At 46.5% G+C, this 21,190-nt stretch carries 14 protein-coding genes and 1 riboswitch; of the genes, 8 read left to right on the forward strand and 6 right to left on the reverse strand.

Annotation, left to right across the window (positions count from 1 at the left end; all coding sequences use genetic code 11):
- Positions 1 to 9: 9 nt before the first annotated feature.
- Positions 10 to 927 carry a deoxyribose-phosphate aldolase gene (gene deoC / locus EXU57_RS11740; protein WP_133268399.1) on the reverse strand — a complete coding sequence of 306 codons (918 nt, stop codon included), beginning with the start codon at positions 925 to 927 and terminating at the stop codon, positions 10 to 12.
- A 312-nt stretch (positions 928 to 1,239) separates the two neighbouring features.
- Between deoC and EXU57_RS11745 the strand changes: the two genes are divergently transcribed.
- The gene (locus EXU57_RS11745) at positions 1,240 to 2,121 is read left to right on the forward strand and encodes a nucleoside phosphorylase (protein WP_133268400.1); all 882 of its coding nucleotides are present in this window, start codon (positions 1,240 to 1,242) and stop codon (positions 2,119 to 2,121) included.
- Between the two features lie 190 nt (positions 2,122 to 2,311).
- On the opposite strand, the gene EXU57_RS11750 is transcribed toward EXU57_RS11745, so the two are convergent.
- The 4 genes from EXU57_RS11750 to aspS form a co-directional block, all read right to left on the reverse strand.
- A complete protein-coding gene (locus tag EXU57_RS11750) occupies positions 2,312 to 3,586 on the reverse strand; it encodes a replication-associated recombination protein A (RefSeq protein WP_133268401.1) in 1,275 nt (424 codons plus the stop codon).
- 47 nt (positions 3,587 to 3,633) lie between these two features.
- Complete coding sequence (locus EXU57_RS11755; RefSeq protein WP_133268402.1) at positions 3,634 to 4,092, reverse strand: hypothetical protein; 459 nt, start codon at positions 4,090 to 4,092, stop codon at positions 3,634 to 3,636.
- 117 nt (positions 4,093 to 4,209) lie between these two features.
- Positions 4,210 to 4,809, reverse strand: a complete 600-nt coding sequence (locus EXU57_RS11760; protein ID WP_133268403.1) for a CDP-alcohol phosphatidyltransferase family protein — start codon at positions 4,807 to 4,809, stop codon at positions 4,210 to 4,212.
- 3 nt (positions 4,810 to 4,812) lie between these two features.
- On the reverse strand, positions 4,813 to 6,651 hold the full coding sequence (gene aspS, locus EXU57_RS11765) for an aspartate--tRNA ligase (RefSeq protein ID WP_133268404.1): 1,839 nt from the start codon (positions 6,649 to 6,651) through the stop codon (positions 4,813 to 4,815).
- 233 nt (positions 6,652 to 6,884) lie between these two features.
- Between aspS and EXU57_RS11770 the strand changes: the two genes are divergently transcribed.
- The 5 genes from EXU57_RS11770 to EXU57_RS11790 all read left to right on the forward strand — a co-directional run bounded on the left by EXU57_RS11770 (position 6,885) and on the right by EXU57_RS11790 (position 14,191).
- The gene (locus EXU57_RS11770; RefSeq protein ID WP_133268405.1) at positions 6,885 to 9,218 is read left to right on the forward strand and encodes an NADP-dependent malic enzyme; all 2,334 of its coding nucleotides are present in this window, start codon (positions 6,885 to 6,887) and stop codon (positions 9,216 to 9,218) included.
- 156 nt (positions 9,219 to 9,374) lie between these two features.
- Positions 9,375 to 10,112, forward strand: coding sequence for an MlaE family ABC transporter permease (locus EXU57_RS11775; protein WP_133268406.1), 738 nt, complete (start codon positions 9,375 to 9,377; stop codon positions 10,110 to 10,112).
- A gap of 37 nt (positions 10,113 to 10,149) precedes the next feature.
- A complete protein-coding gene (locus tag EXU57_RS11780; protein ID WP_133268407.1) occupies positions 10,150 to 11,388 on the forward strand; it encodes a hypothetical protein in 1,239 nt (412 codons plus the stop codon).
- Positions 11,389 to 11,400: 12 nt separating this feature from the next.
- On the forward strand, positions 11,401 to 12,189 hold the full coding sequence (locus EXU57_RS11785; protein WP_133268408.1) for an ABC transporter ATP-binding protein: 789 nt from the start codon (positions 11,401 to 11,403) through the stop codon (positions 12,187 to 12,189).
- 547 nt (positions 12,190 to 12,736) lie between these two features.
- The gene (locus EXU57_RS11790; RefSeq protein ID WP_133268409.1) at positions 12,737 to 14,191 is read left to right on the forward strand and encodes a PKD domain-containing protein; all 1,455 of its coding nucleotides are present in this window, start codon (positions 12,737 to 12,739) and stop codon (positions 14,189 to 14,191) included.
- A 63-nt stretch (positions 14,192 to 14,254) separates the two neighbouring features.
- On the opposite strand, the gene uvrA is transcribed toward EXU57_RS11790, so the two are convergent.
- A complete protein-coding gene (uvrA, locus tag EXU57_RS11795) occupies positions 14,255 to 17,200 on the reverse strand; it encodes an excinuclease ABC subunit UvrA (protein WP_133268410.1) in 2,946 nt (981 codons plus the stop codon).
- A gap of 739 nt (positions 17,201 to 17,939) precedes the next feature.
- Positions 17,940 to 18,053, forward strand: a riboswitch (SAM riboswitch).
- Positions 18,054 to 18,512: 459 nt separating this feature from the next.
- On the opposite strand from uvrA, the gene EXU57_RS11800 reads away from it, so the two are divergent.
- On the forward strand, positions 18,513 to 19,835 hold the full coding sequence (locus tag EXU57_RS11800) for an O-acetylhomoserine aminocarboxypropyltransferase/cysteine synthase family protein (RefSeq protein ID WP_133268411.1): 1,323 nt from the start codon (positions 18,513 to 18,515) through the stop codon (positions 19,833 to 19,835).
- A gap of 209 nt (positions 19,836 to 20,044) precedes the next feature.
- Complete coding sequence (gene metX, locus EXU57_RS11805) at positions 20,045 to 21,157, forward strand: homoserine O-acetyltransferase family protein (protein WP_133268412.1); 1,113 nt, start codon at positions 20,045 to 20,047, stop codon at positions 21,155 to 21,157.
- Positions 21,158 to 21,190: the final 33 nt, after the last annotated feature.

The following is a 21,190-nucleotide window of genomic DNA, read 5'->3' on the forward strand; positions in this document are numbered from 1 at the left end:
TTGCGCAGATTAGTCGAGCGAGAAATAATCTTTGCCCTGGTATACCCCTGTTTTTTCCTTCATCAATTGCATCAGTACGTCATTCGCAAGGCTGCTGGCACCAAACCTGAACCACTGGTTGTTCATCCATTCTTCACCCAGCACTTCGTTGAGCATGACCAGGTAATGAAGTGCCAGTTTTGATTTCGATATACCACCTGCCGGCTTCATGCCTACCATCCGGCCTGTATCGTAGTGAAAATCGCGGATGGCTTCCAACATCACCAGGGTTACCGGCAGTGTTGCGGCAGGTGTTACTTTACCAGTCGACGTTTTAATAAAATCGGCTCCGGCATACATGGCAATATCACTAGCCCGGCGAACCTTATCAAAGGTCACAAGCTCGCCCGTCTCCAGAATGACTTTTAGGCGGGCATTTCCGCAAGCTTCCTTGATGGCAGCAATTTCGTCGAATACGAAGTTGTACTCTCCTGCAAGGAATTTGCCCCGGCTTATAACCATGTCCACCTCGTCGGCGCCCTGCTCAACCGCAAATTTTGTTTCGCTTATTTTCACCTCATGTGAGGCCTGCCCGCTGGGAAAGCCTGTTGCTACAGAGGCTACCCTGATACCCGTACCTTCAACTGCTTTTTTGGCCGTATGTACCATAGCGGGGTAGACACATACCGCTGCAACGGTAGGTAACCCCGGGTAAGTGTCGAGCAAATGTTTAGCCTTATAACACATCTGCTTAACCTTGCCTTCGGAGTCTTTACCCTCAAGCGTGGTAAGGTCAATCATGTTTAAGGTTAGCAGCAGGCCGTTCACCTTTGTTTCTTTTTTGATGCTGCGCTTTGTTATCCGGGCTGCTCTTTCCACCACTCCCACCTGGTCTATCCTGGGTGTTCGCATCAACAGCGGCATAGCTGCACCATTAGTATCCACCATATCTAAAGTTATATGCCTAAAATTACTCTAAATGATGGGATCCGGCAGGATAATTTAGCCGTTGAAAGCCTGCCTTCAGCGCTATTGACTCCCGCATTGTCCCATCCGCTTTTATCTTTCAAGTCATCAACTTTTTAGGATACATTCCCGGATGATCAACGCTGAAGCTTTTAGCCACCTTGTATAATTTCCTTAAACCCGAAACGATGTGTTGCTGTTTATTTAGCGCCACTTTCAGCCAAATTCGACTGAAAGACTATACATTCATATCCTGTTACACATGCCTTAATCTTTACCAAACCAAATCCTGTTATGCAACGTATTGCCGAGTCTGAGATGATCATTAATAGCCGTGGGGCGATTTACCACCTCGACGCACGCCCCGAAGAAATTGCGGGCACCATTATAACGGTTGGCGATCCCGGCAGGGTTAAGGAAGTTAGCAAACACTTTGATCAAGTAGAGTTTACCATGCAGCACCGGGAGTTTGTAACCCATACGGGTCGAATCGGATCAAAAAGGCTTACCGTGGTGAGTACGGGAATTGGACCGGATAATATTGATATTGTACTTAATGAACTTGATGCCCTGGCAAACATTAACTTTGAAACACGCACAGTTAATGCATCGCTAAAACAATTAAGCATCCTGCGTTTTGGTACCTCGGGCTCATTGCAGGGCGACATACCCGTAGACAGTTTTGTAGCTGGAACGTTTGGGCTTGGCCTGGATAACCTGCTGCACTATTACAGACCTACCATCAACCCCGACGAGCGGAATATTCTGGAAGCATTTACGGCGCATACAAACCTTGATGACGGCAAAATCACGCCTTATATCACTTCGGCAAGCGAAGAATTGTTGCAACTTTTTGGAAACGATTACCATAAAGGTATCACGGTTACCTGCCCCGGCTTTTATGCACCACAAGGTAGAATTTTACGAATGCCACTCGCCTACCCGGAACTGGTTGATCGGCTCACCAGCTTTCGTTTCAACAATCATTTTGTAAGCAACTTTGAAATGGAAAGCTCGGCCATTTACGGGCTCGGAAAGATATTAGGTCACCGTTGTGTAAGCCTGAACGTGATCGTTGCAAACAGGGTACAAAAAGAATTTAGTAAGAACGGAGCGCTGGCTGTTGAACGGCTGATTGAACGATCCTTGCAGGTGATTGCCGACGCTTCATTGTAAGCAACACGAATTTTCTAGCAGCTCGCCGGATTAAGCTTTTTCCTCCTGTAAAACCGATGCAAAAACAGCTGAATAAAGCTTTGCGGTACAAGAGTGCGACGCAACGATGCTAAATAGAATACCACTGTCGGGTCCAAAAAATGTTCTTCACTAAAGACATTAACTCATAATTCTTAGCTCATAACCGGATTTAGTACCCGTACTTCTCTCCCCATTTTTCTTTCAGGTATTTGCGGAGTTCAAGCTCGCGGGCATTTTGTTGCGGATCGTAAAACCTGGTTCCGGAGATTTTTTCGGGAAGGTATTCCTGGTCGGCAAAGTTGCCCTCATAAGCATGGGCGTACTTGTAGTCCTTGCCGTAATCAAGGTTCTTCATCAGCTTGGTAGGTGCATTACGAAGATGTAACGGAACCGGCAAATCGCCATGCTGCGAAACTGCTGCAAGCGCCTTGTTGATGGCCTCGTAAGACGCGTTGCTCTTTACTGACGAAGCCAGGTAGGTTGCACATTGCGACAGGATAATCCGGCTTTCGGGATAGCCGATTTTGTTTACTGCTTCAAACGTTGCATTAGCCAGCAGAAGCGCGTTTGCATTGGCATTGCCTACGTCTTCACTTGCGAAAATGACCATACGCCGGGCAATGAATTTGACGTCTTCTCCCGCCTCAATCATTCTTGCCAACCAGTACACGGCACCATTGGGGTCGCTGCCCCGCATGCTTTTTATAAACGCAGAGATGATATCGTAATGTTGTTCGCCCGTTTTATCGTAAAGGGCGATTTTCTTCTGTGCCACCGACATTACAAACCGGTCGTTAATTTCGATGGGCCCAGTTGGGTTATTGGCTGACTGCATAACCAACTCGAACAGGTTGAGTAGCTTTCGCGCATCTCCACCCGATATATTGATCAGGGCTTCAGTTTCCAGCAGTTCAATTTGTTTCGACCTGAGCCACTCGTCTTTAACCATCACCTGCTTTAGGAGTGCAACCAGGTCATCACTGGTTAGTGCTTTTAGTACATAAACCTGGCACCGGCTAAGCAAGGCAGAATTGACTTCGAAGGACGGATTCTCGGTGGTGGCACCAATGAGGGTAATAATACCTTTTTCTACAGCACCCAACAATGCATCCTGCTGCCCCTTGTTAAAGCGGTGAATTTCATCAATAAACAGGATCACCCGCTCCTGTTGCTTTGCCGACTCGATTACTTCACGCACATCCTTTACCCCGCTGCTGATTGCGCTAAGTTGGTAAAAGGGCACGTTAAGGGTATGCGCTATTATATTGGCGATGGTTGTTTTACCCACGCCCGGAGGCCCCCAAAGGATCATAGACGGAATAACGCCATTGTTGATGGAGGTCCGGAGGATACTGCCGTTACCGGTGAGGTGCTCCTGGCCCACAAGATCCTGGAGGGTGGATGGACGCATTCTTTCCGCTAATGGAACCGCTGGTGAATTCATAAACCAAAGTAATCAAAAACCTGGCGAATTCGGTTTTGCAGGAAAGCTTATCGAAAGAACGAAGCATACTTTTTCATTAGCAGGAATGTCCAGTTGATGTGGACTAACAGTATTAACCCGTATGCGGCCACAATCCCAAACAGGATACCCAGGTCTACTTTGGGTATTGGCACCCCCATTTTGCTGACGGCTTCTGTAAACAACTCCGGCTTTGCCATGAGTATAAGGCCCTCCAGGATGATGATGATGCTGAAGATCATGGCTACAATTCCGTTTACCCTGATGTAATCCCGCAAACTGCTGTTTACCTTTTTATTCCGCTGCAGCACTTGCCTGTGAAACCTGGTGCTGAACCACGAGTATAAAACGATGCTTACCATGAGGAAGCCCGACAACATGTTAAGCGGGGACGACAAAATTGCCCAAAACGCTGATATGATCGATAATGCCAGCATTACTGCAACTATACTTAAGATAACCCCGAATATTCGATAAATGATGGTCATGAATTAGTTCTTTTGTTTACCGCACTTTACGCCCTTAATCACCGACGAAATCGTACCCAGGTAATTGCTGTTCGGATATGCCTTGTTTATAACGTCGCAAACAGGCATTAATTTTAGCTAGCTGTGAAAGAGCTTATGCTTTTTAAACGGAATTTCTTTTTTGATGAGCCATGCATGATAGCAGCTTGGAACGTCACATACCCTTGATGGAAGAATGGCGGAGATCAACACCCGATCTAATTGGGAGACGATCCCGATAATTATTGCCGCATAAAACGGCCATGATGCAATACCGGCAAAAAACAGGCAGCTGAAGCTTGCCAGCATTGCAAGCCCAAAAAGTTTAGAGGCGTAGTTATGGGCGCAACCGAACTTCCTAAAGCGGGTATAGTAAATTATATCAGGTATGGGCTCAAGTACAAATAACGGAATAATGTAATAACGGTTTTCACTGATCAAGCCGGGAAAACATATGCCCACACTAACACAGGTGGCTAACCAAAACACGAGATCCACATTGCTATCCCACAACCGTAAAGTTGAAGTGGCTACTCCAAGGTTTCGTGCGATAATGCCATCCATGATGTCGGAAAGGATGGCGAGAAAACAAAGAATGCCGATGAGATATTTATGTTCCGGGAAATAATGGGCAATAATCAAGACCACGGGCGTGAGGCTCAACCTGAACAAGATGAGGGCAAACGGTAATTGCTTCATCCACTACGATTTCAAATCAAGCCGGATCTGAAGTTCATCAAACTGCTTCTCATCGATTGTTCCCGGTGCATCGAGCATTACATCGCGGCCGCTGTTGTTCTTTGGAAATGCAATAAAGTCACGTATACTCTCGCTACCACCAAGTATGGCGCATAAACGATCGAAGCCAAAAGCAATTCCACCGTGTGGAGGTGCACCATACTCAAATGCCCCTAACAGGAAACCGAATTTGTGCTGCTGCTCGTGTTCGTCCATACCCAGGGCAGCAAACATTTTTTCCTGCAGTTCGCGTTGAAATATCCTTATGGAGCCACCGCCGATCTCATTACCATTAAGCACCATATCGTAAGCGTTTGCTTTGATGTTCGCATAAGGGTGATCAAGGTACTTATCGGCATCTTTGATTTTCGGATCGTTATTAATCATCACACTAATCTGGTCAGGTTTCGGCGATGTAAACGGGTGATGCCTTGCTACCCACCTGTTTTCTTCTTCTGCGTACTCGAACAAAGGGAAATCCAGTACCCAGAGCAATTTAAATTCGGTATCCTTTCTTAAACCTAGCCGTTGCGCTAGTTCCAACCTAAGTTGACTCGCGGCTTTCCTGGTTTTTTCTTCTTTACCTGCCAACACAACAATCAGATCACCCGGCTGCGCATTGCAATAGTTCGCGATAGCTTTGAGTTGATCTTCGTTGAAAAATTTATCTACGCTGCTCTTGAGGGAACCATCGCTGTTGTACCTGATGTTTACCAGCCCCTGCATGCCAACCTGTGGACGCTTAACCCATTCGGTAAGTTCGTCAACCTGCTTTCGGGTGTACTCGGCCGCACCTGGAATAGCAATACCAAGGATTGTTTCTGCATTGTCGAAAACGCCAAAACCTGTGGTTCCTGCGAGCGGTGACGCGGACACCTCCGCTTGTTTGCCGGAGAACACGGTTGACGGGTGTTTCAGGTTGCCGAGCTTCATGCCAAAGCGGATATCGGGCTTGTCGTTGCCATATGTCCACATAGCTTCTTCCCAGGTAGTCCGCTCCACCTTTTCGGTATAATCAATGCCTTTTACATCTTTGAATATTGCCTTGATAAGCCCCTCAAACATTTCAAGGATATCTTCCTGCTCAACAAAAGCCATTTCACAGTCGATCTGGGTAAACTCCGGTTGACGATCGGCCCGGAGATCTTCGTCGCGGAAACATTTTACCACCTGGTAATAGCGATCGTACCCGCTAACCATCAGCAGCTGCTTAAAGGTTTGCGGCGATTGCGGCAGTGCATAAAACTGGCCGGGGTTCATACGGGATGGTACAACAAAATCGCGTGCACCCTCCGGGGTAGATTTGATCAGAAAAGGGGTTTCGATATCCATGAAACCGTTTTGGTGGAGGTAGTTTCGTGCCGACCGGTTTACCGCATAGCGCAATTCAAGGTTCTTTTTTACTGCGTTCCGCCGTAAATCAAGAAAACGGTATTTCATCCTTAGATCATCACCGCCATCGGTATCGTCCTGTATCGAAAAGGGTGGCACGGCCGACCGGTTCAGGATGGTAAACTCATTTACCAGGATTTCGACTTCACCCGTAGGTATGTTCAGGTTTTTGTTGCTTCTTTCGTTTACCACACCCTTTGCCTGCAAAACAAATTCGCGGCCGAGCGGCTGGTTCTCCAGGTTATCGTTCAGGCTTTCGTTAAATAATAACTGGGTGATCCCATACCTGTCGCGAAGATCAACAAAGGTGATGCTGCCGAATTTGCGAACCGTTTGCACCCAACCAGCAAGGGTCACCTGGGTTTTTACATCTGATAACCTGAGTTGCCCGCATGTATGAGTTCTGTACATTTTGTAATTGTTAGGATGAGTTTTGTGGTATCAGTCCCTGTACACGTGTGCAAAAATTTGTTTTAGCGGGGGTAAGCCATCCCCAAAAAAAGAGGGCGCCGCACGACACAAATGCTAAATTCAGGGGCGGCAAAGATATTAAAACGCCCGAAAGGATTTTGCAGTAATTCTCCTGCACAACTAACAAACCGCTTGAACTAGTTTGTTGTACTTTGCAGTTTATATCGAAACTTATGCAAAAAGAGTTAAGACGGCAGGAAGCGTTGGAATACCATGAAAAGGGCAGGCCCGGTAAGATTGAGGTAATTCCAACAAAAGAGGCAAAAACCCAACGGGACCTTTCGCTTGCTTATAGCCCCGGCGTTGCTGAGCCCTGCAAAGAGATCGCCATTAATAAAGAGAATGTATACCGATACACTGCCAAGGGCAATCTTGTAGGTGTTATCAGCAACGGAACGGCTGTGCTTGGGCTTGGTAATATCGGACCAGAAGCCAGCAAGCCGGTGATGGAAGGAAAAGGCGTACTGTTTAAGATTTTTGCCGATATCGACGTGTTCGACATTGAAATAAACGAAACCGATCCCGAAAAATTTGTACAAATCGTTACTGCGCTCGAGCCAACATTTGGCGGCATAAACCTCGAGGACATTAAGGCCCCCGAATGTTTCGAGATTGAAAGACGGCTAAGAGAGAATCTGAAGATACCGGTGATGCACGACGACCAGCATGGTACGGCGATCATCAGCGGAGCCGCACTGCTTAATGCGCTGGAGCTTCAGCGCAAGAAAATTGACAAGGTCAGGTTTGTTGTAAATGGAGCTGGCGCTGCCGCCATGGCTTGTGTAAAACTTTACGTTGCTCTGGGTGCACGGCATGAGAACTTTATCATGTTCGATAAGGATGGGGTGTTACGTCATGGCCGTCCTGATCTTGACGAAGACAAGATCAAGTTCGCCATTCAGAGCGATGAAGAGTGGAACCTGGAAAAGGCGATGAAAGATGCGGATGTGTTCCTTGGGTTGAGTGTTGGAAACGTGGTTACCGCAGACATGATTAAAAGCATGGCCCGCAACCCGATTGCATTTGCGATGGCCAACCCCGATCCCGAGATCAGCTACGATACGGCAAAAAATGCCCGTAAAGACATTATTATGGCTACGGGCAGAACGGATTTCCCAAACCAGGTAAACAACGTGCTTGGGTTCCCCTACATTTTCCGGGGTGCACTTGATGTTCGGGCAACGCAGATTAACGAGGCGATGAAGCTTGCTGCCGTACGCGCGCTGGCCATGCTTGCAAAAACGTCTGTACCCGATATTGTTAACCTGGCCTACAACCAAAAGCATATGACTTTTGGGCCCGATTATATCATTCCAAAACCGCTGGATCCAAGGTTACTGTCCACAGTTGCGCCTGCGGTCGCCAAAGCTGCAATGGAAAGCGGGGTTGCCCAGCAACCGATCCACAACTGGGAAGGCTACATTCTAGAACTGAACAAAAGGCTTGGCCTCGACAACCAGATTGTGCGCATCATGGGTAGCAAGGCCCGAGGAAACCCGAAAAGGGTGGTGTTTGCGGATGCAGACAACCTGAAGATTTTGAAAGCAGCGCAAATTGTGTACGATGAAGGGATCGCTTACCCGATATTACTGGGCGACGAAAAGAAGATTCTTGAGCTCGCCGCAGCAAACAAAATTGACCTGACCGATTTTCCTATAATCGATCCGATCAGCGAGGAAACCGAGGAAAAAAGAAATGCCTACGCAGAAATCTTCTTCAAAAAACGCGGTCGCAGGGGCTTTAATTTTTACGAGAGCAAAAAGATTATGCGCGACCGGAACTATTTTGGTTGCATGATGGTGGAGAACGGCGATGCGGATGCGATGATCTCGGGATTACAAAAAAACTATCCTGATACAATCCGGCCAGCGGTTCAAATTATCGGTACAGAGGACGGGGTAAAGAAGATCGCGGGCATGTACCTTTTGCTTACGAAGAAAGGGCCGCTTTTCCTTGCCGACACAACGGTAAACTTTAACCCAACTTCGCAGGAGCTTGCGGATATTACGCTGATGGTGGCCAAGGAAGTTCGCCAGTTTAACCTGGTACCAAGAATTGCCATGTTGAGCTACTCCAATTTTGGAAGCAGCAATTCGCCGGAGGCAAAACTGGTGGCAGAGGCACGGGTACTGATCAAGCAAAAAGACCCGGGGCTAATCGTTGACGGCGAAATGCAGGCAAGCACTGCTTTTCATAAGGAGATATTACGCGACAACTACCCTTTTAGCGAACTGGTTGATGAAGATGTAAATACGCTCATCTTCCCTAACCTCGCAGCAGGAAACATTGCTTACAACCTGCTGAAAGAGGTGGGTGGAGCAGATGCCATTGGCCCGATTTTATTAGGTTTAAAAAAACCGGTTCACGTATTACAGCTAGGCAGCAGCGTCAGGAGCATTGTAAACATGACGATGATTGCGGTTGTTGATGCTCAAATGAAGAACAAAGGCGACACCAACCTGGAGGTACAAAAGACGAGCTGGTGGAAAAAGAAGCGGGCAGTTTAGCAGCTATTGTACAGGAAGTTTAACAACGTTGAGGCCGGATTTACGCTCCTGTTCAATGCCCTGCTGTCCGTTACCATGGGTATGTAGCCGACAGGATACCCCGGAACCGTTACCAGTGCAGGGAAGGAACACAATTAAAAAGGAATTACCACATTCATGAAGTTTTTTACCAAGTTTGGCGAATACCTGCTTTTGATGAAAAGGATGTTTTCGCGCCCGGAAAACACCAAGATGTACTGGAAGGAGTTTATGCACCAGTGTGTCGAAATCGGGATCGGTTCCTTGCCTATTGTTGTGATTATTTCATTGTTTCTCGGCGGGGTTACTACCGTTCAAACGGCTTACCAGCTTGTTTCGCCCCTGGTACCTCAATCCACTATCGCCCAAATTGTACGCGATAGTATGATCCTCGAACTCTCTCCAACAGTAGTAAGTATTGTGTTGGCTGGGGTTATAGGAAGTAAGATCGCGAGTGAACTTGGTAATATGCGCATCAGCGAACAAATCGATGCGCTGGAGATCATGGGTATCAACACCAAGGCTTACCTGGTATTACCAAAGGTAATTGGGGCCCTGATTATGGTTCCCGGCCTAATCTGCATTTCGGCGGTACTTGGTATCTGGGGCGGGAGAACGGCAGGTAGTATGTCTGGCATCATCGGCGCCGACATTTTCGATATCGGCTTACGGGAAAACTTTAAAGCTTATAACGTATTTTTTGCGTTGAGTAAGGCCTTTACATTTGCGTTTATCATTAGCAGTGTTCCCGCTTACTATGGTTATTATGTAACCGGAGGGGCGCTTGAAATCGGTCGCTCCAGTACCACGTCGGTAGTGGTAAGTTGTATCCTGATCTTAATTGCCGACTTCGCCCTGGCGTCCCTGCTTCTCTAGTACTACCGCAAAATTGGACGATGCAACAAGATCAACCATGAAAAATCGCGTTCAATGGTGGCTATTACTGCTTGCTCTGCTGATTTCGAACCTGTATATCCTTGTTAACCGCAACAACGGTTACCGGTATTATCCATATAAAACTTACGCACAACTGTACGTCTCCGATTCGACATTACAGATAGCCGCGCTCAATTTTTCCAATCAAACCCTCGATATTGTCTTGTCGCACTTTCCGGGTGCCGCTCAGTGGAGTTTGTTTATCGACAATACTTTTACAAAAACGATCAACACCAGCAATAAAGTAATAACCATCCCCATTCTTGTTAGAGCACACCGGTACGAGTTGCGGCCCGTTGATAGCAATGCTGCAAACCGTATCAAACTGGTGGTGGACCACTCACCAACGGCAAAGGGCTTCGACAACGAATTTATTTACGCAAATATTCCCGGCCCGGGTACTGAAACACTGCCGTTAAGCCGATGGCAAACGCCCATCAGTTCTTTTACCGCTGCGGAACTCAGATCTGCTACTGAACTCATCAATGGACCAATTGGTATTCTGGCAACGGATAATGACCTGACCAAAACTTTGAAGATTGGCAGACACCTGCGAAAACTACGGGTCAGCAATAACGGTGTAGACGTAACCAGTTTGAACCTTTCGCCCCTGAAACAGCTCGAGCTCTCTGTAAAGCAGGATGTAAATATCAATTGCGGCAATTATACGGCAATGTTTCACTTTCTCGGCACCATTGCCGGACTAACAACACGGGCGGTCACTTTTGCCGGACCCCAGGGCAACTGGCACTATGGAAACCATTATTATAACGAGGTGTACCTGCATAAACAACAGCAGTGGTCGTTAATCGACAACCTGAATAACGTTTTTCTACCACACGATACAACCAGGTTCTATAATGCGGTTGATGTAAAGAAGATGGCAAGCGTAAATGGCTTTGAAAATAAATTTTGCTACGACCTCAACAGCGACACTCCCCGGTTGGTTCCTTACAAGGCAAACGGCTATTTCCACGAGTACTATAATCTTTCCGATGCGGACATATCGTTTCCAACAAAGGGAGTGCAGCCCAAGTCGGGGCTGACGCTTCTGTTTGAATTTTACTTTCCGTCGGCGGACTTTGCTTATTACTCGGATAAAAAAGCAAATAACCTTTTTAAATTAGCTGCTAAATACATTTTCCTTTTAGGTTTGATTATTGCCGTGTTTTTATACCTCAACAGGGAACGGCTACAACGACAAGAAAAAAATTAAATTACGTTCGCAATGATAGAGACCCAACACATAAAAAAAAGCTTTGGCGATAAAACCATCTTGCACGATGTAAACCTGGTTATGGAAACCGGCAAGTGCAACCTGATCATTGGTTCGAGCGGAAGTGGGAAAACCGTGTTAATGAAACTGCTGGTAGGCTTGTTTGTTCCCGACCAGGGTTCGATCCTGTACGATGGCGAGAACATGACCAATATGCCTGAGGACCAAAAGAAAGAACTGCGGCAAAAGATAGGTATGCTCTTCCAGGGTTCAGCCTTGTTCGACAGCATGACCGTAGAACAAAATGTAAAGTTTCCCCTCGACATGTTTACGAACCTGCGGCCAAAAGAAAAGATGAAAAAGGTGAACGAGGTACTTGATCGGGTTAACCTTAAAGAAGCCAATAAAAAGTTCCCTGCTGAGATTAGTGGTGGGATGAAAAAAAGGGTGGGTATTGCGCGTTCAATTGTCTTGAACCCTAAATACCTGTTTTGCGATGAGCCCAATTCAGGGCTTGATCCGCAAACATCATTGGTAATTGATAAACTGATTAAAGAACTTACCACAGAGTTTAACATTACCACGGTTATCAACACTCACGACATGAATAGCGTAATGGAAATCGGGGATCATATTATTTATATGTTCCAGGGACATAAACAATGGGAAGGATCAAAAGAAGAAATTATTTACAGTAAAGATGAAAAATTAAATGAATTCATTTTCGCTTCTGACTTCCTGCAGGACGCAAAAGAAATGCGGGTGATACAAGGCGAAAACAAGGAGCCTTCAACTCCGTAAGGATTATTGTTATATACCACTAAATCGGTTATTTAATTACCAGAGGCTGCTTCTTAAGCGGCCTTTTTATTTTGTTTATTATTTGGCAAAACCTTTACTCCTATAAATAAATCAAATTAGTAAGCATTACTCATCATTAATACAAGTTCCATCTGCACGAATAATTACCAACGTGAACCTGGTGAATTCTTTTGGTCGCCAGCCAGGATTCATTGGTCAACATCGTTGTGTCACTCACTTGTACATTTTGTAACGCTATTCACCGGTTTAATTCAGGTTTCATGCAAGTGATACTGATGAATTAAAAAATGGAGGTGAACGAACGAGACCACTAAGAAGCCGTTAATTAATCTGTGCATGACTGATGAGATAATATCATGCGTTAAAGTTCACGAATGGTGTTGCAAAAACAATAATAAAAAATTCATGCACATACTTAGCGGTAACCACCCGGGTAATTACATGAAAGAAAAATATTTATGTTGGGTACAGGCAGCACGAAAAATTCAACAGGCATCTGTAAGCAGACAAGCTAAAACAAATCTGCATGAAACGCGCTTACACTCCGCTCCTCTTATCCTTCTTAATGATGTTTGCTGTTTTACCCGCAATGGCGAACCGGGTGATCGTAAAGGGCCAGGTGAAATATTCCAATGGCAATCCCGCACCAAATCGCAGGGTAATGATTATGACCGATACGTTGGTTGGTGGCACAACCTGCCTGCAGTTTCACCAGCGATATACGGACAGCAGTGGATTTTACAGGGATACCATTGAATGCTTAAATACCATTACGAGGTTACGCATAACAACCGAAAACTGCAATGGCACCATGCTCGTTCAGGAACCCGCCGTACCACAATCGAACGTGGTGGAAAGTAACTTTACCATTTGCCTACCTGCGCCTACCAGTTGTACTGCACACTTTATTTCCGATAGGGTACCGAATACACTTACCATTAACTTTTTTAGCAGCGGCTCAACAGGAACTTCTCCATCAGACTCAATCACCAGGCGCCGCTGGAGCTTTGGCACCGGCGATACCCTCGGCGGCAACAGGATCAACACCGCTTACACTTACCGTCACCGTGGCCACTACCAGGTTTGCCTTACCATTTGGACAGCAGCAGGGTGTGAAAAACAAATCTGCAAAACCGTAAGCCTGGTTGATAGCACACCGCCAGTAACGCAATGCCGTGCAAAGTTCAGCTACGCTACTCCGGTTGCCGTGTCAAATGGTTTCAACACCAGGTTTAACAGTGATAGTTCTGAAACTGCTATTGCTGATACGATCAGGGAACGGGTGTGGACCTTTGGTGATGGCAGTTCGCTCTCAGGTAATAACCCCGGTCCTTCTCATGTATATGCACGCGATGGGGTTTATACGGTATGTTTAACCATCAAAACAAACAGGGGTTGCCAGTCGCAGCAATGCCAACAAGTAGTTGTAACGGGAAATGCTAATCAATGTGCTGCTCGTTTTACATTTGAAAAGATTGCCACTAAGAGAATACGGTTTAACAGCAGCCTAAGTTACTCAGCAGGGCTCGATAGTATTGTTGAACGTAAATGGAACTTTGGCGATGGAAGTGCAGCACTCAGCGGCAATATAATGCAACCGGTAAAGGAGTACATGGTTAACGGTTCATACAATGCTTGCTTAAGCATCAAAACCAAATCAGGGTGTATCAGTACAACTTGTAACCTAGTTCGAATCGGCGACTCTACAACCAGCCCTACTAATGAGCAGCTACAGATTGTGTCAGTAGGTCCGAACCCCGCTGTTAGCCAACTTTCAACAGTGGTATGGAGCATGAGTCCTATCAATGCCGAATTTTCCGTTCACGACATCTATGGGGTAAAGAAGTGGAGCATTATCAAACCGCTGCAAAAAGGTAATAATACAACCATTGTTCCGACAAGCGCATTACTCAGTGGTCCCTATTTTTTCCGGGTAACTACCATGTATGGTGTCAGGAGTAAATCCTTTTACAAATTGTAGTCTACAATTAAATGAAAAGTCCGGGGCAGATTACCCCGGACTTTTTATTGTATATGCGAAATGCTATACTGCTTGTTCAAGTTCAATGGCCAGGTATTTACCGGTATGGCTACCTTTTACGTTTACCAGGGCTTCGGGTGTACCCTGGAACAAGATCATTCCACCCCCGGCACCACCTTCGGGGCCCAGATCAATGATGTGATCTGCAACTTTTACCACATCAAGGTTGTGTTCGATAACAAGCACCGTATTACCCCGGTCAACGAGTTTATTCAAAACGTCCAGCAGGTGCTGAATATCCTGGAAGTGCAGGCCGGTAGTGGGTTCGTCAAGTATATAAAAAGTTTTTCCCGTATCTTTTTTGCCAAGCTCAGTGGCCAACTTAACCCTTTGCGCTTCACCCCCGCTTAGCGTAACTGCCGACTGACCAAGGGTGATGTATCCCAGGCCAACATCCTGCAGCACCTTTATCCGACGGTAAAGAAAATGTACGTTCTGGAAAAACTCGACCGCTTCATCCACCGTCATATCCAGTACGTCGCTGATCGACTTTCCTTTATAGCGTATCTCAAGAGTTTCCCGGTTATACCTTCTGCCATTACATTTCTCGCAGGGCACATATACATCCGGTAAAAAGTTCATTTCAATTACCCGCATACCACCACCTTCACAAACATCGCATCTGCCGCCTTTTACATTAAACGAAAAACGACCCGCTGCATAACCCCTGATCTTTGCTTCAGGCATAGCGGCAAACAAGGACCTGATTTCGGTGAAAAATCCGCAATAGGTAGCGGGGTTGCTCCGTGGTGTTCGCCCGATAGGGCTCTGGTCTATTTCAATCACCTTGTCGATGTGCTCAAGTCCTTTTATGGCCTTGTATTCCATCGGGGTTGCCTTACTATCAAATGCATGCTTTGATAAAATGGGGTACAATGTTTCGTTGATGAGGGTGCTCTTGCCACTGCCACTAACACCTGTAACACAAATAAACTGACCCAGCGGAATTTTAACGCTTACGTCTTTCAGGTTGTTTCCCTTTGCGCCTTTCAACTCGAGACTTTTTCCATTGCCGGCTCTGCGTTCTTTTGGTACGGCAATGGTTTTAGCACCGCTGAGGTATTGCGAAGTTTCCGAACCTGATGCAAGTACCGTTCGGGGATCGCCCTGGGCAACGATCTGTCCACCATGTTTACCCGCTTTAGGACCAACATCAATCAGGTGATCTGATGCAAGCATAATGTCTTTATCGTGCTCTACTACCAGCACGCTGTTCCCAATATCCCGAAGATTTTTCAGGGCAACAATCAGTTGCTGGTTATCGCGTTGGTGCAGGCCAATGCTAGGCTCATCTAATATGTAGGTAATTCCCTGAAGTTGCGAGCCGATTTGGGTTGCAAGGCGTATGCGCTGGCTTTCACCACCACTCAACGTTTTGGAGGAGCGATTTAGGGTTAGATAATTCAATCCAACGTCGAGCAAAAAACTCAGTCGTTCCCTGATTTCCTTCAAAATGTCTTTGGCAATAGCATTTTGTTTCTTCGACAACTGGACCTCTATTTCGCTGAACCATTCCACCAGCTTATCGAGATCGGTATTACTGAGCTCGGCAATATTCTTTTCGTTTACCTTGAACCATAAACTTTCCTTTTTCAATCTTGCACCTTCGCAGGCCGGGCACGGCTTCAGGCTCATAAATTGTTCAACCCAATCGCGCAACGACTCACTTCCACTTCCGGCGAACCACCTTTTCAACATGTTTATGATGCCTTCGTATTCGGTTGCATAAACGTTACCCGGCACAGCCTGGAAGTCGCTCGACACATCCATATCCGTTGCTCCCTCTTCCTGTCCGTAAAGGATAACATTCATCGCCTTTTCCGACAATTCTTTAATGGGCTTATCAACGCTAAACTTGTGCTTCTTGGCAAGCTGAACGACCTGCCTGTAGATGTAAGCCTCTCTTTCTTCACCTAAGGGCGCAATGGCGCCATCTTTTATGCTTTTGCTCCAATCCGGAATAACCGCTTCCATGTTTACCTGGTAAACACTCCCAAGGCCCTTACAACCCGGACAGGCACCATAAGGTGAATTAAACGAAAACGCGTTGGGCGAAGGTTCTTCATAGCTGAGGCCAGTGTCGGTACACATCAGTTGTTTACTGTATTGTACCAGCAAATCGTCCGTGTTCAGCGCGGCCGATTTGCCCTTCGGCAGTTTCTCGCCGGCCGGTGCTCCCGGTGGCGCAACAAGCAAGAACATCAACTCTTTACCTACCTGCAAGGTTTTTTGCACGCTTTGGCTCAAACGAACCTTCATATCATCAGTCACCTGCAGGCGGTCAATTACCAGCTCGATGTCGTGGATCTTATAGCGGTCCACCTGCATTTTTTCTTTTAGGTCGAGGACTTCGCCGTCTACCCTGACTTTCAAAAATCCTTTCTTTCGAACGTCTTCAAACAGTTCGCGGTAATGTCCCTTTCGTCCACGCACCAGAGGTGCAAGCAGTGATATTTTGTGTTCCTTAAATTTGGTAAAAATATTTTCAACAATCTCCTCTTCGCTCCACTTCACCATCTTTTTGCCGGTATTGTAGCTGTAGGCTTCGCCGATGCGTGCATAAAGCAGGCGCAGGAAATCGTACACTTCGGTGATGGTACCAACCGTTGACCTTGGGTTTTTATTGGTTGTTTTTTGTTCAATGGAGATCACCGGGCTGAGGCCGGTAATTTTATCAACGTCGGGGCGTTCCATATCGCCCATAAATTGCCGGGCATAGGCACTAAAGCTCTCCATATAACGTCGCTGTCCCTCGCTGTAAATGGTATCAAATGCCAGCGAGGATTTGCCGCTGCCACTCACCCCCGTAATAACGACAAACTTGTTTTTGGGAATGCTGATGTCTACATTTTTAAGGTTGTGTACCCGTGCACCGAAAACCTCGATAGACTCCCCCGCTTCCGGCTCGGTTGTAACAGGAACCGGGGTGTTATTTTTTGCCTTAGCCATAGATTATTTGAAAAGTTTCCAAAGGTAACCAAATGCAACAGGCTGAGTTGAGGGGCCTGGGAATTTATGATTTCGGATTGCGAATTGGCGGATTGCGAATTGCGGATTGGCGGATTGCGGATTGGCGGATTGCGGATGGGCGAATGCACTTCATTAGCAGGAGCCTCCTTTTTCATTTTACATTTTTCATTTTACATTTCTTCAACCGCAGAGAACGGGAGAGGCGGAGATTGACGCAGAGGAGTGGATTAGCGGATTACGGATTGGCGGATTGCGGATGGGCGGATGCACTTCTTTAGCAGGAGCCCTTTTTTCATTTTACATTTTTCATTTTGCCTTCTTCCCACGCACTAGCCCCCTTTTTCATTTTACATTTTTCATTTTACATTCCCCAACCGCGGAGAACGGGAGAAGCAGAGATTGACGCAGAGGAGTGGATTAGCGGATTACGGATTGGGTGAACAGAGTTGATCAGTTGATAGGTTGATCGGTTGAAACAGACGGTTAGGAACACCAACCTGATCTGGGGCAACAAATGGCAAACTGAGCAGGACCCGCTCTTTTGCATTTTACATTTCTAATTTTTAATTTGTCCGAACCAGGCACAACGTTGATTTTTGAATTTTGACTTTTGACTTTTTACTTTTGACTTTTGACTTCCCCCTCTCAACGAGCCAGGCATTTAAAATTTTGCCGATTCAATTTTTGAACCCTACTTTTGCACCAGTTCTTTATCGCACACTTATTCAGAAAGGCGGAGGGTCATGGCCCTGTGAAGCCTTGGCAACCCTTAAGATGTACTCCATTTTAAGAAGGTGCCAACTCCATCCCGAGTAAAAGGGAAAAATAAGTCAGAGTAAAAGTTTTAATCTATCGAACCCCTGTTCGTGAAAATATAAGCTCATCTGACTAATCGGGTGAGCTTTTTTTGTGCCCACCGGTACCGATTTTTGGTCTATGACCCGGGAGAACCGGAGTTGATAAGTGTAGCCTGTTTAACAAAATGTTCACCTTCCTGTTATACTGCAGGAACTTAACTGTCAAAAGAAAACATGAACAATGCAACAACAACAAAGTCTTTCACAGCCACCTCCAACTGGCTAAGTTTCCTGTATACTGATTACGCTTCCGTTCCCCAGTTCAATGCAATGTGCATTTGGCGGCAACCCTGCTGTTAATGGTTCACGGGCAAAGGCTCAGCGCTAAACCCCTTTGTACCCGCATCTTAGCTTAGGCATACAGAAGTGCCATTGTGTACATGCTCACACCAACAGTTTATCTAACTTTTCTCTAACGATCTAAATCAACCAACATGAGTACCCAACGTTTCGAAACCCTTCAACTACATGCCGGCCAGGACATTGATCCAACTACCGGCGCCCGCGCAGTACCGATCTACCAAACCACCTCTTATGGATTTAAAAATGCAGAGCACGCTGCAAACCTGTTTGGTTTACGGGAATTCGGAAATATCTATACCCGGATCATGAACCCTACCAACGATGTTTTTGAGAAAAGGATCGCGGCGCTCGAAGGCGGGGTGGCTGCCCTTGCAACCGGGTCCGGACAAGCTGCCCAGTTTCTTGCACTGAACAACATATTACAGGCTGGCGACAATTTCATCAGCACCTCGTTTTTATATGGGGGTACCTATAACCAGTTTAAAGTAGCATTCAAGCGGCTCGGTGTGGACGTACGGTTTGCAAATGGTGACGATGTAGAAAGCTTTGTGCCATTGATCGATAAGAATACAAAGGCGATATATCTTGAAACGATCGGTAACCCTCAATTGAATATCCCAGACTTTGAGAAGTTTGCCGAACTGGCTAAAACATACGATCTCCCTTTGATTGTCGACAATACTTTTGGTGCAGGCGGCTACCTGTTTCGCCCGCTTGAGCATGGCGCAAACATCGTAGTTGAAAGCGCTACCAAGTGGATCGGCGGACATGGGACAGCAATTGGTGGTGTAATTATCGATGGTGGTAATTACAACTGGGCCAACGGCAAGTTTCCCCAGTTTACAGAACCTTCTGAAGGATATCATGGACTTAAGTTCTGGGAGATTTTTGGTGAAGGCAATCCATTGGGATTACCAAATATTGCTTTTATCATCCGGGCACGGGTGGAAGGACTCCGCGACTTTGGATCAAGCCAGAGCCCGTTTAATGCATTTTTATTGCTGCAGGGAATCGAAACCCTATCGTTACGCGTTCAAAGGCATTGTGAAAACGCGCTTGCACTCGCGCAGTGGCTCGAAGAACATCCACAGGTTGATTTCGTACTTTATCCCGGACTGGAAAGCAGCAAGTACAATAAGCTAGCAAAGAAGTACCTGAAAAATGGCTTTGGCGGGGTACTGAATTTCGGTGTAAAGGGCGATAAAGCCAATGCAAGCAAGTTTATCGACTCGCTTAAACTTGCCAGTCATCTTGCCAATGTGGGCGACGCTAAAACCCTGGCCATCCATCCTGCTTCAACAACACACGAACAGCTTAGTGCAGAGGAACAAGTAGCTGCAGGTGTGGCTGCAAACCTGGTGCGCATAAGCGTAGGGATCGAGCATATAGAAGACATAAAAGCAGACTTCGAGCAGGCGTTTCAAAAAGTATTTTCAGGAGAACTGGTAGGTTAATTTTAGAGATGGCAAAGCGATAAACGATATCGCTTTGCTAAATAACGCCGGGCCTGGTAGGTACAGGAACTTAAGCAGGAGCGGTAGTATGATTATCAAAGCCGTGGCTAACAAGTTTTGAAAGAAGGGCAGATGCCTTGTACAATACCTGCTGCCTGAAAAGATACCGTACAAGGGAGTGACACAACAGAAGCTAAATCAAGGAATGAATGTCTGAAACCAAAAAAATATTTCAATACGACGCTTCATTTGAATTGGAGTCGGGCAAGGTGCTTCCCCGTTTACACCTTGCTTATACAACACATGGCAGCCTAAACGCCGAACGCAACAACACGGTGTGGGTATTTCACGCACTTACCGCCAATAGCGAACCGCTTGAATGGTGGCATGGACTCGTGGGTGAGGGAAACATTTTTGACCCTTCGAAATATTTTATTGTTTGTGTGAACATGCCCGGCAGTTGTTATGGCAGCATTTCGCCACTTGACATTAACGAAGCAACAGGCAAACCTTTTTACCGCGACTTTCCATGGTTCACGACACGCGATATGATTCGCGCTTACCAGCACCTGAAGGAACACCTTGGCATTGAAAAGATATATGTTGGCCTTGGCGGATCCATGGGTGGACAGCAATTGCTGGAGTGGGCAGTTGAAGAGCCATCTGCGTTTGAACACATTATACCTATTGCAACCAATGCACGACATTCTCCCTGGGGAATTGCGTTTAACGCTTCTCAACGCTGGTGCATTGAAAGCGACCCTACCTGGAAGGACGAAGACCCAGCCTCGGGAATCGAGGGGATGAAAATTGCGAGGTCGATGGCCTTGCTTTCTTACCGCAATTACCACACTTATGACCATGCACAGCAAAGCCATACTTCTGATACCGGGCACCTGCCTGTAGACCAACAACTGTTCAGGTCGGAAAGCTACCAGCGGTACCAGGGTGAAAAACTTGCAAAGCGTTTCAATGCTTACAGCTATTACTTCCTGAGCAAAGCAATGGATGCGCACAATATTGCACGTGGGCGTGCCGATGCGGAAGAGGTGCTGCAAAGTATTACTGCGCGCACCCTTGTGATCAGTGTTGAATCGGATATCCTGTTTCCGGTACAGGAACAGCAGTTCATTGCTGAACACATACCCGGCGCAGAGTGGGCGGTAATCAGCTCGCAGTATGGGCACGATGGATTCCTGCTGGAGTTTGAAAAGATTGCCGCGGAGATCGAAGCCTTCCTGACCCCACCCATGGAACCGCCGGCTTATGCACAATATCTTTTTTTAAGCAGTCGCGATAAAAAAGGGAGCCCGAAACCTTAGCCGGGATGTGGCGAACAATGGGAATTATTTATC

It is taken from the genome of Segetibacter sp. 3557_3, from assembly GCF_004354985.1.
Taxonomy (GTDB): domain Bacteria; phylum Bacteroidota; class Bacteroidia; order Chitinophagales; family Chitinophagaceae; genus Segetibacter.

Excerpts from the sequence above, each read along its gene's own strand:
- EXU57_RS11760 (WP_133268403.1), bottom strand. The coding sequence starts at position 4,809 with ATGAAGCAATTACCGTTTGCCCTCATCTTGTTCAGGTTGAGCCTCACG.
- EXU57_RS11755 (WP_133268402.1), bottom strand. The coding sequence starts at position 4,092 with ATGACCATCATTTATCGAATATTCGGGGTTATCTTAAGTATAGTTGCA.
- EXU57_RS11775 (WP_133268406.1), top strand. The coding sequence starts at position 9,375 with ATGAAGTTTTTTACCAAGTTTGGCGAATACCTGCTTTTGATGAAAAGG.
- uvrA (WP_133268410.1), bottom strand. The coding sequence starts at position 17,200 with ATGGCTAAGGCAAAAAATAACACCCCGGTTCCTGTTACAACCGAGCCG.
- EXU57_RS11770 (WP_133268405.1), top strand. The coding sequence starts at position 6,885 with ATGCAAAAAGAGTTAAGACGGCAGGAAGCGTTGGAATACCATGAAAAG.
- aspS (WP_133268404.1), bottom strand. The coding sequence starts at position 6,651 with ATGTACAGAACTCATACATGCGGGCAACTCAGGTTATCAGATGTAAAA.
- deoC (WP_133268399.1), bottom strand. The coding sequence starts at position 927 with ATGGTGGATACTAATGGTGCAGCTATGCCGCTGTTGATGCGAACACCC.
- EXU57_RS11780 (WP_133268407.1), top strand. The coding sequence starts at position 10,150 with ATGAAAAATCGCGTTCAATGGTGGCTATTACTGCTTGCTCTGCTGATT.
- EXU57_RS11745 (WP_133268400.1), top strand. The coding sequence starts at position 1,240 with ATGCAACGTATTGCCGAGTCTGAGATGATCATTAATAGCCGTGGGGCG.
- EXU57_RS11750 (WP_133268401.1), bottom strand. The coding sequence starts at position 3,586 with ATGAATTCACCAGCGGTTCCATTAGCGGAAAGAATGCGTCCATCCACC.
- metX (WP_133268412.1), top strand. The coding sequence starts at position 20,045 with ATGTCTGAAACCAAAAAAATATTTCAATACGACGCTTCATTTGAATTG.
- EXU57_RS11785 (WP_133268408.1), top strand. The coding sequence starts at position 11,401 with ATGATAGAGACCCAACACATAAAAAAAAGCTTTGGCGATAAAACCATC.
- EXU57_RS11790 (WP_133268409.1), top strand. The coding sequence starts at position 12,737 with ATGAAACGCGCTTACACTCCGCTCCTCTTATCCTTCTTAATGATGTTT.
- EXU57_RS11800 (WP_133268411.1), top strand. The coding sequence starts at position 18,513 with ATGAGTACCCAACGTTTCGAAACCCTTCAACTACATGCCGGCCAGGAC.